Genomic DNA, 15,432 nt, shown 5'->3' with positions numbered 1-15,432 from the left:
CTTTTATCATAGCATTTCAGTTCTATAAACACAAGATTTTTCCTGTTTTTCACTGTATTTTATACTGAAATCAAGATTATTTTGCATAAAAACACAAAAAAAGATGGCAACCAGCGTATGCTCGTTACCACCTCAATTTGTTTCACTTTATTTCAGATTATTTGTCCATTGTACGATACAAGAATGTTACAATCTGTGCTCTTGTACACAAATCATTTGGTGCAAATGTGTCTTCACCAGTACCAGATGTGATACCGTTTTCCACTGCCCAAAGGATTGCTTTGTAATAATAATCTTCTTCTGTTACATCCACAAATGGATTCATAGATGCTACAGTCATTTTGCCACTTGCATTCCACAAGAATGTCACAATTTGACCTCTTGTACAAGTTGCATCTGGTCCAAATGTGTTTTCAGATGTACCTGATGTGATACCATTCTCCACTGCCCAAAGAACTGCATCGTAATAGTAATCACTAGCATTTACATCCACAAATGGATTTGCAACACTTGCTGTTGGACTGCCAAATGCTTTCCATAGCAAAGTCACTGCTTGCGCTCTTGTGCAAATCGCATCTGGACTGAATGTAATTTCAGATGTGCCTGATGTAATGCCATTTTCCACTGCCCACATAACAGAATTGTAGTAGTATGCATTTGTTGCCACATCCACAAATCCGTCATTTGTATTGCCGTTAGCAGAAGAATATTCCAATCCTTGATAAGTTACGATGACAACCACTTGACCAGATGGCATTGTAAATGTATAGGTATCATCATCTATCTCTGTAATTGCAATTTTATTGTTGTTTTGATCGTAAACAACAACATATTGAGTGCTATAGCCATTTGCAGGATTTACACTAATTTCTACTATTGTGCCTTCTGTTGCTTTTTCTGTAGAAAGTGTTACCTCACCTGCATCACTACTGCTTACATTGATTGCGTATTTGCTATTTGTGGAATTTGTACTGGAAGAACCAGAAGAAGTTCCAGTAGAGATTCTTGTCAAACTTGCACCTACAGTCACATCTGCATCCAATGTCAATGTAATGGTTGTTTCTGTGCTATAGTTTTCGCCATCAATTGTCCAATAGTCGAAGTTATAATTTGCATATTCTTCCATTGTCAATGTGATTTCTGCTCCTTTTGTGAATACAGTTCCACTTGTAATATCATGGTTGACACCCTCTACTACATTGTAGATTTTACCACCAACAATAGTATCCATATACAAAGTTGAAACAGTTATATTGCTAGCCCAAACAATTGAGAATTCCACGTCGCTTGTTGGTGTATACACTGTTCCAACATCATATGTTGTAGTACCATCAGTCCACCCCATCAAAGTATAGCCAGTACGTGTTGCACTTGGCAATGTGATGGAATCTTCTTTTTCAATTGCATGTGTAGTGCTGTTTGTCAAACCATCCATATATTTCAATGTTACCATATAATATACTTCTGGATTGACTGTTGCATAATCTTCCGTTGTAACTGTGTAGTTATGATTTTGAGAATATTCCAATGTACCATCTACTGCTACAATTGTAATTTCTGTTACATCACCTTCAGAGTCTGCTGTTGCTGCTACAAAAATAACACCATCTGTAGATTCTGTACCATTTACAGCTACCGCCACATCAGATGACCAAAGAACTGCAATTACAGGGAATTCTGTTGGTTCTGAAATGCTTGCTTCTGTCCAACCATACGTTGCATCCAAAGCATCGTATGCATCTTGGTTTGCAATGAAGATGGTTTCTACATTTTGTACCAATTCTACAATGGTTACACTGCCATTTGTAGTTGCAGAAATGGCTTCTGTATCACCTTCTTCTGTGCAAGAAGCTGTAACGGTAAAGTTGTGTGTGCCTACTGTATCAAATGTAACATCTGTCAGGTATTGTACTGTACCTGTGCCTGTTAAAGTAACAAGTTCTGATTTCAAGTCTCCATTTGTTGTTGTAATGGATACATCTCCAATAAATGCATCTGGATAAGAAACCAAATAAATCTTTGCACTTCCATCTGTTCCAGAAACAATACTCAATGTCAAAATCAAATCTTCATCATCCACTTCCACATCTGTATCAATGACACCATTCACATAGTATTCACCTGTTGTGGATTTGATCAATGTACCAATTACATTTGCTGTAGATGTGCTATATACAGTACCAGAACCCAAAAGTGTCATACTTTCAAAGTTACCAGAGAAAGTTGCTTTTTGACCTTCTGCCACTTCGATTTTTGCATTGACAATTGCATATTCACTTTCTGTATTTGCATAGTTATAGATGCTTCCATTTGTGGATACTGTTACTTTTGGTTCGCCTTCACTATAGTTGTAGATATATGTGGAACCTGTACCTACAGAAATATTGAAGATTGCATCCTCATCCACCAAACGCAATTTGAATATTGCACTGCCTGTCAAACTTGGAACACTTTCATAAGTACCGCCATTATCTACAATACAAAGTGTACCTGTCACCAAAGAAGAAATGGTTCCAATTTCACCACTGTTGTAGTTAAAGCTTACATAACTTGCATCATCTTGACCGATGTAAATGCTTGTACCTGTCACATCGCCAACAACGCCTGTATTGCGGTATACATAAGCAATTGTACCAGCCAAAATATCACCAATGGTTCCTTCATTTCCATAGTCGCCCTCTGTTTTACCAGCAGAACCAACTGTAATGGTAGATGTATCACTGGTCAAATCGCCAATTTCTGCACCTTCTCCATTGTATGTGACTGCAATTGCAGCTGCATTTGTCACAGTTCCAATGATACCACTATTGGTGTAGATGGTTACTGCACCTGTGGATGTACTTGTAATATCACCCAAGGTAGCTTCTCCGTTGTAAATAGCAATTGTAGAAGAACTTGTATCAATCTGTGTGATATCTCCAATGGTATTGCCATTTGGATATGTGGACATACCAATTGTAATACCTGTACCCGCTTGTACATATTTTTCTGTACTGAATAGGCTTGCAATGGAATATTTACTTGCTTCATCCACTGCAATTGTACCATTTGTATCCACTGCATAAATGGCAATGGTTGTTCCTGCATCCAAAGAGCCAATGGTTCCGCTATTGGTATTGAATGCAATGTATGTTGCAGAATTTTGTCCAATTGTGATGCTTGTATCTGCATTGACATTCCCAATGATACCTGTATTTCTATAGATGGTTACAGATGTACCTGCATCCAAATTGCCAATGACACCAAGATTTCCATAGTCGCCTGTGGATTTATCTTTAGAACCTACAGTGATGCTACTATTGGTACTGGTCAAATCGCCAATGATACCTTCTGGACCATTATATGTTACAGTAATGCTACCATTTGCATTTGTAATACCTCCAATAGTACCATTTGATGTAGATATGGAAATATTACCTTCACCTGTACTTTGGATGATTCCAATTGTAGCTTCGTTGTTATACACAGTGACTGTGCCACTTGCAAAGATATTTCCTACATCATTTCCATTTGTAATGGTAGAAGAATATCCCACTGTTACAGAAGTTCCTGCTTTGATGGTGCCTACAGAGCCTTCTGCACTTTCTGTGTATAAAATAACAGTTGTCGCAGCATCCATGTTGCCAATACTACCAGTATTGTTATTGAACAAAACATATCCATTTGTATCTGTTTTTTGTCCCAATGTAATGGAACTGGTTTCAGATGTCAAATTGCCAATTTCATTTGTATTTCGTTTGATTGCAATTCCAGTATACGCTTGGATATCTCCAATTGTACCAATATTACCATAATCGCCTTCAGATTTGCTATCAGAACCCACTGAAATAGAAGAACCTTCGCTGGTTATGGATGTAATGGTTCCAGAATTGTATGTGATTGCCACATTGCCAACACTTGTCATTGTACCAATATTTCCAGCATTGTATCCCACTGTAATGGTACCAGCCACAGTTTCAGTGATTACATCACCCAAAACACCAGTTGCATTATAGATTGTAATATCTTTATCGTCACTACCTGTTTTTTGGATTTTGCCTATATCATTGTTGTTATTGTATCCCGATTTACCAATGGTAATGGCTCCTTCTGTAGTGATAGAACCAATACTGCCTTCTCCAGCAAATGTATTGACTGCTACAGTACCCACTGCTGTCAAATTGCCAATGGTTCCATCATTGATTGCCAAACCTGCTGCAAGAATGGTGGCTGTTGTGCTGCTATATCCAATTGTGATGCCACTTGTTGTAGATGTCACATTGCCTACAGTACCCAAATTACGATAAACTACTGCTGAAGAATATGCAGTGATATCGCCAATGGTTGCACCTTTGTTATTGCCATATTCATAGCTGATTCCTGTTTGTCCTACAATGGTTGCATTTTCAACATTTTCATCTGTAACTGCACCTTGTACTGTAATTGCACCTTTTGCACTGGTTACATTGCCAATTGTGCCAGTATTGGTGTAAATACTGATTGCACCACTTGCAGTTACATCACCAATGGTACCAAAGTTATAGATGTTCAATGCACCTGTTGTAGTTGCAGACAAATCACCAATGGTACCTTTGTTCAAGACACTAATGGCTGTCCCACCAGTGTAGCTCAAGGATGCCAAAGCATTTGCACTGACTGTAACACCTTCTGGAATGTACACACTTGTTCCACTAATGGAAATGTTACCAGAAATGGATTCTGTGATGCTGGTTCCTGCTACAATTCCAGCAGAAGTATCCACATCACCAGCACCTTCTGGCATAATTACAGTTGTACCTGCCAAAATACTACCAGACACAGAAAGTTCTGTATCCAAATTGCTGAAATCAATGGTATTTGTATTTTCTTCTGTTGCAGTTGCATTGAGATAGATTGTTTTCGCATCACCCAACACTTTTAAGTAAAATACATCGCCTGCTACTGCTGTAATGGTTGCTCCATCTTGCAATGTCACTTCCAAAGCATCGTTTACATCATTTGTACCCATATAATCTACAAGTTTCAAGTTGCCATTTGTAGAAATTGTGCCAGTGAATTGTTTGGAAGTCACTGGTGTGGAGGTTGGTCCTGTCAACGTCAACAAACCTGTGTTGTTTACGATATCACAAGCCAAAGCCACTGTACCATAGTTTGCAATAGACATTGTACTTGTACCACCCACTTTGGAGATGGTTCCTGTGATGACACCTGCATCATAGTTTTTCACAGTAATGCCTTGTGTAGATGTATTGGTGGAAGTGATATTTTCAATGCTACCTGTATTGGAAGTAATTGTAATGGTATATGTACCTGTAATATCGCCAATGGTTCCACTATTCGCTGTCACTGTAATAGTAGAGCTACCACCAATGGTTCCAATCATTCCTGTATTGGATGCAACTGTTATGGTTGTACCAGAAATGGAATTGATGGTTCCTTCGTTTGTAATGCCTGTTACATTGACAATTGCTGAAATTTCTCCAATTGTAACACCTTCATTCACTGTGATACCAGTAACTGCTGTGGTCATTACACTCAAATTGATTGTTTTATCAGATGCAAATGTATGCAGTGTTGTACCATCTCCATCTGTCAATGTTACTGTTGCATCTTCATTTTTTGTAAATGTAAGTGTGCCACCTGTTGTATGTTTGTAAGTTTCTACTGTGGATTCTGTATCACCACCTACAACATCAAAGATGATTTTGTTCATAGATGCTGTTACTGGGAACCAAACAGAAGAATATCCTGACGCAGCTCCAACAGATGTAACAGATGTAATTGTATTTTCATTTGTTACGTTGGTAGAACCAATCACTGCTGTTCCTTGGGATGTAATGGCACCAATAGAACCTGCACCCATGCTGAATACATTTGCCACAGTTTGTGCAGAAATTGTACCAATGGTTCCAGTGTTTTGTTGGAAATCTGCATATGTTGCACTATCTTGACCAATGGTTACATAGGTACCTGCTGTAATATTGCCAATGGTATCTGTATTGCGATATACAGTGGTATATGTTCCAGAAGTCAATTTGCCAAGTGTTCCATCATTTGCATTGTTCGCAATTGTTCCTGTTTGGTTTGAAACCCCAACCATAACATAGCTACCCTTTGATGTAACATTGCCAATGACGCCAGCATTACAGAAGACTTTGGTTTCTGCTGCTGTAGCTTCTGTGTTGTTGTACAAATCCCCAATGGTTCCTGTACCATTATACACATGGAAGTCCACATCTGCTGTTGTGGTGTTGGTTACACTACCAATGTCATTTCCATTTGGATAGACTGCTGAATATCCAATTCTAGCAGAAGTTCCAATTGCAACGGATTCTTCAGCACCAGCTGCAATTACACCTTCTTCGCTAATTGCATATGCTGTAAAGCTTGTTCCAGCAGTGATAGCTCCAATGATACCACTATTGCCATTGTATTCAACATAGGCATCACTACCTTGACCAATTGTGACACTTGTGCCTGCATTGATCCATCCAATCTTGTTGGCATTACGATAAATTGTTACTGCTGCACCAGAATTCAAGTTGCCCATTGTGCCTTCGTTACCAATGGAAGGTGTTGTAGCTGTACTTGTTTGATTGCTTGCACCAATGGTAATATTACCGGTTGTGGTTGTCATATTGCCAATGGTTGCATCTTCTGTATTACGATTTACAACAATCGCACCTGTATTGCTCATGTTTCCAATGGTTCCTTCGTTATAGGTAACTGTAATACTAGATGTGGAATTGAAAGAAATATTTCCAATGGCTCCAGCATTGTAAATGGTAGCACTTCCTGTACCAGATGTTGGTGTAGCTACATGACCAATGGTATTTCCATTTGGATAATCCATGCTTTGACCGATTTTCAAACTACTTCCAAGAGAAATAGATTCTCCATCGCCCATAGCGACTGTACCATTTTCATCTGTTGTATAGATAGCTACATCTGTGCCTGCATGCAAGCTACCAATTGTACCACTATTCACATTGAATTCTCTAATGCTTTCTGTTGTTGTAGAGTGTCCAACCGTAATAGATGTTCCAGCTGTCACATCTCCAATGACACCTGTGTTTCGGTAAATGGTAACGGATGTACCTGCATCAATGGAACCAATTTCTTTTCCATTGGTACCTGTGTATGTTCCTGCTGTACTACCAATGGTAACACTACCAATTTCCGATTCTAAGCTACCAATATCACTATTGGTTTCGGTTACTGTCAAGTTCCCATTTGCTTTAATTGATGTTATTGGATAATTGCTATAATTTCTAACAGTACCAGTGGTTGTAAATACAATATTGTCGATTTCACAATCTTCACCAATGACAACAGATGCTCCTTCGTTTACTGTAAGCGTTTCTGTCACCACACCAGACAATGTATTGGTACCCAAATCCACATAGGCATAATCCCCCAAAACGCCATCTGTACTAAAGTCATAGCTACTAAGACCTGTATTTTGTGGATGACACACCAAACGTGCAATATATTGCTTATTGCTTGGATATGGTGTTGGCAATTCCAAATCGCTGACATCACAATCGATAATTTTTACATTTGAGCTGTTGGTTTTACGCAAAATACCACCAATCCATGCTTCTGCGTCTGCGTCTACCAATTCAATTTTACCATCAACTACACAGTTTTCAATTCTACCATAGCTGTAGAACATACCCCCAATGCCACTGGTGCCTTGGGATGTAATGGTAGCTGAGTTGCGACAATTGATGATACTGGTACAATTTGTAGAACCCATAATTGCACCATAATATGCACCACCATTTACTTTGGTACGCAATGAACAGTCAGCGTCTATGGTCACATCATAAATCATACCTTGTCCCCATGAACCATTGAATACAAAGACAACGCTGGATGCACCTTTGCTCTCAATATCCACGTTACTAAAGCTACAAGATTCTACAATAATGTGTCTATTGGCTTCTGCAACCAACCCCGACAATGTACCTTGGTAGCTTGAAATGGATACATTTGTCAAATGTACATCTTGAATCACCGCATCATATGCATTGAGTGCAATGGTACCGATATTACCTGATGAATAATTGCTTGGAATATTTTCGATGCAAGCATCTTGAATCTGCAAATCTATAACCCCTGCTGTTACAATATCAAATGGATCTTCTGATTCTGGATCATAGAAATCCAATACTGTAGTATCTACATCACCGATTAAACTTGCACCACTAATGGTATGGAACAATGGTTTGGTCATATTGAAGATGGTATTTCCACCACCGTCATATACACCATGGAAAGTTTCCTCAACATAATAATAAGAATCCAATCCTTCTGTCATATCATCCATGTCCAAATCGTCCATTTGTTCAAAATAATACGTTGTTTCCGTTGTATTGTCAGCCTCTATTAACCCAATCAAATAAAAGTCATTTGCTGTGTAAATGAGAAATGGATCTTCTTCTGTACCTGAGCCCAATAAAGCAGTATCTGCAATTTCCAATACTTCTTCAAAAATTTCTGCCACTTCTTCATCAATTTCTTCTTCTGTTTCTGTATCTACATCTGTTTCTGTATCTACGTCTGTTTCTGTGTCTACATCTGTTTCTGTGTCTACGTCTGTGTCTGCGTCTACGTCTGTGTCTGCGTCTACGTCTGTGTCTGTTTCTGTGTCTACATCTGTTTCTGTGTCTACATCTGTTTCTACATCTACATCTGTTTCTGTATCCACATCTGTTTCTGTATCCACATCTGTTTCTGTATCCACATCTGTTTCCGTATCCACATCTGTTTCCGTATCCACATCTGTTTCTACATCGACGTCATTCTTTTCAACTGTTTCAGAATATTCCACCACATTTTCTACATCTTCTTCTGCAAAAACAGTTGTTGGTACCATTGTACAAATCATTGATAAAGTCAATATATACGATACCAATTTATGTATTGACTTTTTATATGCATTTTTCATGCAAGCCTCCTAATCCACCACTTTGTTCTGATTACATTAAATTCCAGGAAATTCATGGGCTCATTCCCCCTTTATTACATTGGCGTCACCCAATGCCTTTTACAACATTTTACTCTTGTCACAATCACCTACTTTCTCATATTCTTCCAGCTCAATAGCGCCACTAAAAATTAGGAGTATATACTGAAAACCATACACTAAATTACGCATATGGTTTTTAGCTTTCATTCTTTTATCATCAAATCCTCTATGGTAATTGACATTTTATCGTATACTATGGATTCCAACTCTTCATAGAACAATCGAATTTTACAATGTTTTTTTTCATCACTAGAGCAATACTTATCATCACCTAAGCAATGAATGAGATGCATTGTTTTTTCAGTTGCCATTGTAATATCCAATACTGTAATTTCATTTGCAGCCTTAGCAAGCGCATATCCACCCTTTTGTCCATCAATAGACTGAATGAGATTCGCACTTTTCAATAGCTTGGTCACTTTGAAAATATAATTCATAGGTATGCCTAATTTAGAAGATAGTATCGTTGCACTGACCATACCTTTGTTTTGTGCCAGATAGCAAATAATTTTTGTTCCATAATCTGTTGTCGTTGTTAGCTGCATTTGTACCTCTCGTTTCTTTTCCACTTTTGAATTTTTCCATGAATTTCCTTAATTTTACAAATGAACCCTGACAAAGCAAGGTTACGTTCTATGCACAAAAAAATAATATTATCTGTATATTTTTTTATTTGACCTTTTTCATTTCCGAATTTTATATTCACTATACAAACAATATCAAATTGGTATGATTTTGAATTATATCACTATATTACCACATTTTCAATGGTTAAATACGTCTTTTTATACCACTTTTCATACATTTCATACCATTTCTATCTGTTCACTACTTCTATTTTATTTTTATCCCCTTATTTCCTATCTGTTTATAGTATTATTTGCATAATATTTGTATATTTCCAACAAATCTTTGTGTTTGCATATGGTTTTTTGACAAAAAAAAGCAAGGTTGCCTCAACAACCCCGCTCTACAACAACTCTTTTATTTATTTCCATCCCAATCCAAGATAATGAGACCTAATAAATTGCTATACTTCACTTCTACATTCCAGACAAACAAAAAAACCACACCCATTCAGGTGTAGTTCTTCGTTTATTTTTCATGCAATTGATACGCACTTGTCAAATATTCTCCAAGCCATTCTGATATTTTGATGGAACCTGTGGTATTCATATGTCCTTGGTCATAATAATCCACTTGAGGGTCTAAGTTCAATTGGTTGCGTATTTCTTCCACATCCATATCCAAATAGTCTATACCCATTTCTTCTGCAAAATTTGCAATGGCTTCGCTTTGTGCATAACTCCATGACATTTTGGGCAAATGCAACAACAAAACTTCGATGTCATTTTCTGCACACAAATCAATGATTTTTGCAAAGTAATACGCAGATTCAGCATCCAACTCTGGCAATGCTTCCCCCATATCTTCCATAAAGTTTTCTGGATATTCTTGTGGTGCAGTATCAGGCAAAGGTACATTCCCATCGGTTTCAGATATCACTGGCAATGGTTCTGGTTCCGTAACACCCCATTCCACCTCTTTCCAACGATCGTGGTAGCGGAACAATGGAAATAGATAAGATAACATACTTTGACGTTCATCCGCTTCTGTGATGACAGATACCGCTTTGATTTTGTGACTAGATATTTTCATACCATCCAAAGCACGTCTCAGATCTCCTTCACGTTCCACATAATCATATTCTGTGAAGATATTATCTGGAAATAGCACCACCAACTCTGGTGATTGATATTCCAAAGATTCTGCAAGCAAATGATAGGTGACACTTGGTGGTTGCAATGCAGATGCACGCACATAGCTGGTGAATCCATTAGCCTCCATTGTGTTTGGTGAAATCCCTCTAAGATATGGGCTACTTCCCATAAATAACGCATCTATGGTATTTTCTTCTTCACCATAAAAACCATAGATGGCATCCACTTCATCATCTTGTCTACGCACCATATCGGAACAATAGGTGAATATCATAGCAAAAATGGCAAAGAACAGCACCCAACGCACTGCAATTTTCAAAAAGTTAATTGTTTTTTCTTTCATATCAGAACCCCCTATAAATAAAGTCGGAGGCGTCATATTCCAAACCATACACGCCAAAAATAAACAGTGTAAAAATGGCAATCAAGTAAATCACCCAACGGAACAGGATGTTTTGCTTTGCCAGGGTGGTACGTATGGAAATGCCAGTTTCTTGCATGATGCTCACTGCCAAAAGTACAAGAATTGCAATGGTCAACACCCACATATCCTGTACATCCAAGCCAAATTGCAACAAACCATCTCCAAATAAGATGCTGGTATCCCAACTTTCTACCATACTTTTGAGCATAGAAACAGATTGTCCAATTCCAGCTGCTCTTGTGATGATTTTACCCACAGCAACCAATGCCAAAGTACGCAAAATTTGCCACAAATGCCAACTGAAACATTGACGTTTGATACCCAACTTGTCTGCCAACTGTGAAAGTGGTTGTTCCAGCAGAATTCCCAATACAATCAAGGTGCCATTGTAGAAACCAAAAGCAATGTATTTCCATTCTGCACCATGCCACACACCAATCAAGAAGAAAATGATGAATTGTGGTATGAGCACTGGAAATAGCTTTCCAACGTAGTTTCCAAATACTTTTCTTGCTTTTTTACCCATTTTTGTAGAGAATTTGGACAATGACAATGGATAGAACACATAATCACGGAACCAAGCACCCAAGGTGATGTGCCATCTTCTCCAGAAATCTGGTATTGAAGTTGCAAGATATGGACGTTCAAAGTTCTTTTCTAGATCTATGCCAAGAATTTGAGCAGCACCAGTTGCAATATCGATACCACCTGAAAAATCGCCATAAAGTTGCACGCAATACACCAAAGCACCTACAGCCACATAAGTCCCTGTAAAGGTTTCTGGGAATCCAAAAATCGCATCTACAATGACTCTTGCTCGATCTGCAATGACCAATTTCTTGAAAGCACCCCAAACCATCAATTGCACACCAAATTTTGCTCTATCATAAGAAAAAGCATTTGGTCGATACAATTGTTCTGCCAACTGGCTAAAGCGACTAATAGGCCCTTGTACCATTTGTGGGAAGAAGGATAGGAACAAAGCCACCTTTGCAAGATTGCGCTCTGGCACTTGTTTTTCACGATATACGTCAATCAAATACCCAATGGATTGGAAGGTATAGAAGGAAATACCCAGTGGCAACAAAAAGTCATATGTAGGCACAGAAATGCCTAAAGATAGTCCGCTAAACACTGCATTGATATTGCTACCTACAAACCCTGAATATTTTAGGACTGCCAAAATACCAAAATTGAACAGCACTGCTGCCAACAAAACTTTTTTCTTTTTCTTTGTGAAATTTGCTTTCCACAATTTCTTTTGTTCTCGGTCAAGTTCATCCTTCACCTGTGCAAATGCTCTTTTATTCTGCCCAATCATTTGATCCAAAACCATGGTTGCCCCATAGATGGAAAGGGTGGTCAAAATGAGATACAAGAAGTATCCACCACCTGCAAAATAATAAAATACATAGTTTGCAACAAAAAGCGCTACCCAACGGTAACGCTTCGGTGTCAGGAAATAAACCATCATCACAAGAATCAAAAATATAATAAATTCTACTGATGTAAATGACATGATTACGCTCCCTTATTTATACGAATTAGTCTTCTTGCAAACGTTCCACCAAAGCCAACATTGCTTCCACGGAATTGAAGTTTTCTGGTACAATTTCTTCTGCACCAATTTCAATGTCAAATGTATCACACAATTCGCCTACCAAAGATACAATATCAAAAGAATCCAATTCCCCTGCATCAATGAGTTCTGTGTTGCCTTCAAATTCTACGTCTGGTCTGAGTTCTGTTAAAATTGCCATCAATTCATCCATTATAATTCCTCCTAATTAATTCATTTGTCCGTACAACATTCGATATCGGAACGGTCAAGACCGTTCCCTACAAGTGCAATTACATTATAGGGGCGTACCTATGTGTGCGCCCGTTTTTTCATTTTTTATCATCACAGTGGCTAATCTGCCATCTGATTGAAATCCTAAATTTTCATACATTTTCAGTGCTGATGGATTATCGGTACGTACCCAAAGCAAAAACTGTCTGCTTTCTTGGTTTGCAAACATCCAATCCTGTACCAATCTACCACCAACACCTTGACCTCTACCCTCTTTTGCAACTGCAATTTGCCAAAGGACAGTATTTTTCTTTTCTAAGCCAAATCGTAAAAATCCAAGCAGATTATCCTCGTCTTTTGCAACCAACACACGTTTTGCAAGTATATCTCTTTCCAACTCCAAAACACTAGGCAATGCAGATGTATAGGGTTCAAAGCTTTCTGACATCAATTCCATAATGGTTGTGGTATCTGCAATGGTTGCAAATTCGATTTGACATTCTTCTGGTTGCCAATTCTTCTGCAAAAAACGCAAACGTTTACGCACCAGATATGGAACAAAGCCAACTGACATCCAATCTGCTTCTGAAGGTGTTTTTTCTTTGGTCGCCAAATGCACCTCTTCTAGTATAATGGGTTTTGCAACTTCTGGCAATGGGTTTATGCTACCTTCTTTTTCCAAACAGTAGAAAAATCTGATTTTTTCATTGTCTTCTAAGAATAGATAGGTTCCATCTGCAAATGAAAGTTGTTGACACATCCCATTTTGGATGTATTCCATCAATTCTTCTTCTGATAAAAAGAAATTGGTTCGCATCCCCTTTGCAATTTGCCCTTTTATGATTGGATACAAATTCATATCATTCACGGTTTTCATAATACTCCTTTAGCACCAAACGGTCTATTTTACCATTGAGGGAATGTGGCATTTCTTCCAGCAACATCATCACATTTGGGAACATATATTTTGGCACTTTATCACGCAATTTTTTGAGAATATAGGCTTGTGTAGCTTCTGCTCCACAATAGAACAATACAATCCTTTGAGATTCTTCATCGTAGATACAAGCACCTGTTTCCACCAAATCAATGGAGTTGACTGCTGTTTCAATTTCACCCAATTCAATACGATGACCCATATGTTTGATTTGATGGTCTTTTCTTGCCATGAAAATGATTTCACCATATTCGTTATACTTTGCAATATCTCCAGTTTTATAAATTTTTTCTGGATAATGGGGATTTAAAGGATTTTGGATGAAGGCTTCCTCTGTTTTTTCTGGATTGTTGTAATATCCAAAAGCAAGACAACGTCCACGAATGCACAATTCACCACTTTCATCAGCTTCTGCCAAACGATCACCATTCAAAATAAAGATATCTGTATTTTCACATGGATAACCAATTGGAAGTGGTTCATCATCTGCAAATTCTCGGTCTACAATATAATAGGTGCAATCCACAGTTGCTTCTGTTGGTCCATAGATATTGGCAAACATAGCATTGGGATATTTGGCTTTCCACATATTGAATTGTTTTGTTGGCATCACTTCACCCACAAACATAATCTTTTGCAAACATTCTGGTGCACACAATTCCAATGTGCCTGAATTTGCCACCATACACAAAGAAGATGGTACCCAATCCACATAATTGATTTGACGTTCTGCCACATATTCCATAAGTTTGATTGGAAAAGAACCCAATTGTTTTGGAATGATTTCCATAGTGGCACCTGTTTTTAGAACAACATAAATATCTTTTACTGATGAATCAAAATAAAATGGTGCTTGGTTGCCAATGATTTCTTTTTCTGTGATAGAAAAGGTTTCTGTATACCACTCAATCAAATTGATGGTTGCATGGTGTGGAATCACAACCCCTTTTGGCACTCCTGTAGAACCAGATGTAAACACTGCGTAAAGAGGGTCTGCATCAATAAAGGTTTTACGAATGTTTGCCAAAGCATCTTCTTGGATATCACAACCAAGAATTTCTTCTACCACTGCCATTTCACCTGTATAGCCCAAGTTGTTTGCAAGTTTCTTGCTCTTTTCATCAATCAAAAGCACTTCTGGTTGCAAGGTATCCAAAATAGAAAGAATTCTTTCCTTTGGCATTGTGGAATCAATGGGTGTGTAGAAATTGCCACTATACACACAACCCAAAAATGCAGCAATGCACATAGGTGTTTTTTCCATCATCACCGCTATGGGTGTGTTACGTTTTTTGTATCCTACCAAAAAAGAACCAATCTCTTTTGCCTTTTGTTGCAACTCCAAAAATGTCAAAGCACTATCTTTGCCACAAAATGCATTTTTACCAGGCATCTGCTTTGTTGTTTCCTCTAAATATTCCAAGATATTACGTATCATAATTTTCGCCTCATTTCCCTGTATTTCTTTCATTTTGAGTATAGCATTTTGCTTATTTTTCGTCAAGCCACTATGATTTTATAGTATTCGCATTCAAATTGTACTAA

7 protein-coding genes are annotated in these 15,432 nt (G+C 38.0%); all 7 read right to left on the bottom strand.

Annotated elements, in window-relative coordinates; translation table 11 throughout:
• Positions 1-157: 157 nt before the first annotated feature.
• Positions 158-8,932 (bottom strand): S-layer homology domain-containing protein, encoded by an 8,775-nt coding sequence (locus MJY40_RS06370; protein WP_317856156.1) that lies wholly within the window; start codon positions 8,930-8,932, stop codon positions 158-160.
• A 224-nt stretch (positions 8,933-9,156) separates the two neighbouring features.
• Positions 9,157-9,558 (bottom strand): RrF2 family transcriptional regulator, encoded by a 402-nt coding sequence (locus MJY40_RS06365; protein WP_317856155.1) that lies wholly within the window; start codon positions 9,556-9,558, stop codon positions 9,157-9,159.
• 550 nt (positions 9,559-10,108) lie between these two features.
• Positions 10,109-11,077: a hypothetical protein gene (locus MJY40_RS06360; RefSeq protein WP_317856154.1), complete on the bottom strand. Its 969-nt coding sequence runs from the start codon at positions 11,075-11,077 to the stop codon at positions 10,109-10,111.
• Between the two features lies 1 nt (position 11,078).
• Positions 11,079-12,677 (bottom strand): MBOAT family O-acyltransferase, encoded by a 1,599-nt coding sequence (locus MJY40_RS06355; RefSeq protein ID WP_317856153.1) that lies wholly within the window; start codon positions 12,675-12,677, stop codon positions 11,079-11,081.
• Between the two features lie 25 nt (positions 12,678-12,702).
• Complete coding sequence (locus tag MJY40_RS06350) at positions 12,703-12,930, bottom strand: acyl carrier protein (RefSeq protein ID WP_317856152.1); 228 nt, start codon at positions 12,928-12,930, stop codon at positions 12,703-12,705.
• A gap of 84 nt (positions 12,931-13,014) precedes the next feature.
• Positions 13,015-13,827 (bottom strand): GNAT family N-acetyltransferase, encoded by an 813-nt coding sequence (locus tag MJY40_RS06345; RefSeq protein WP_317856151.1) that lies wholly within the window; start codon positions 13,825-13,827, stop codon positions 13,015-13,017.
• The gene (locus tag MJY40_RS06340; RefSeq protein ID WP_317856150.1) at positions 13,811-15,325 is read right to left on the bottom strand and encodes an amino acid adenylation domain-containing protein; all 1,515 of its coding nucleotides are present in this window, start codon (positions 15,323-15,325) and stop codon (positions 13,811-13,813) included. Before MJY40_RS06340 ends, MJY40_RS06345 begins: the two co-directional genes overlap by 17 nt.
• Between the last annotated feature and the right edge of the window lie 107 nt (positions 15,326-15,432).

The organism is Chakrabartyella piscis (assembly GCA_030067835.1).
Classification (GTDB): Bacteria; Bacillota; Clostridia; order Lachnospirales; family Anaerotignaceae; genus Chakrabartyella; species Chakrabartyella piscis.
This window is presented reverse-complemented; position numbering and strand designations above follow the sequence as displayed.

What these genes read in the sequence shown, in the direction of transcription:
- MJY40_RS06365 (WP_317856155.1), bottom strand. Translation starts at nt 9,558, where the DNA reads ATGCAGCTAACAACGACAACAGATTATGGAACAAAAATTATTTGCTAT.
- MJY40_RS06340 (WP_317856150.1), bottom strand. Translation starts at nt 15,325, where the DNA reads ATGATACGTAATATCTTGGAATATTTAGAGGAAACAACAAAGCAGATG.
- MJY40_RS06370 (WP_317856156.1), bottom strand. Translation starts at nt 8,932, where the DNA reads ATGAAAAATGCATATAAAAAGTCAATACATAAATTGGTATCGTATATA.
- MJY40_RS06350 (WP_317856152.1), bottom strand. Translation starts at nt 12,930, where the DNA reads ATGGATGAATTGATGGCAATTTTAACAGAACTCAGACCAGACGTAGAA.
- MJY40_RS06355 (WP_317856153.1), bottom strand. Translation starts at nt 12,677, where the DNA reads ATGTCATTTACATCAGTAGAATTTATTATATTTTTGATTCTTGTGATG.
- MJY40_RS06345 (WP_317856151.1), bottom strand. Translation starts at nt 13,827, where the DNA reads ATGAAAACCGTGAATGATATGAATTTGTATCCAATCATAAAAGGGCAA.
- MJY40_RS06360 (WP_317856154.1), bottom strand. Translation starts at nt 11,077, where the DNA reads ATGAAAGAAAAAACAATTAACTTTTTGAAAATTGCAGTGCGTTGGGTG.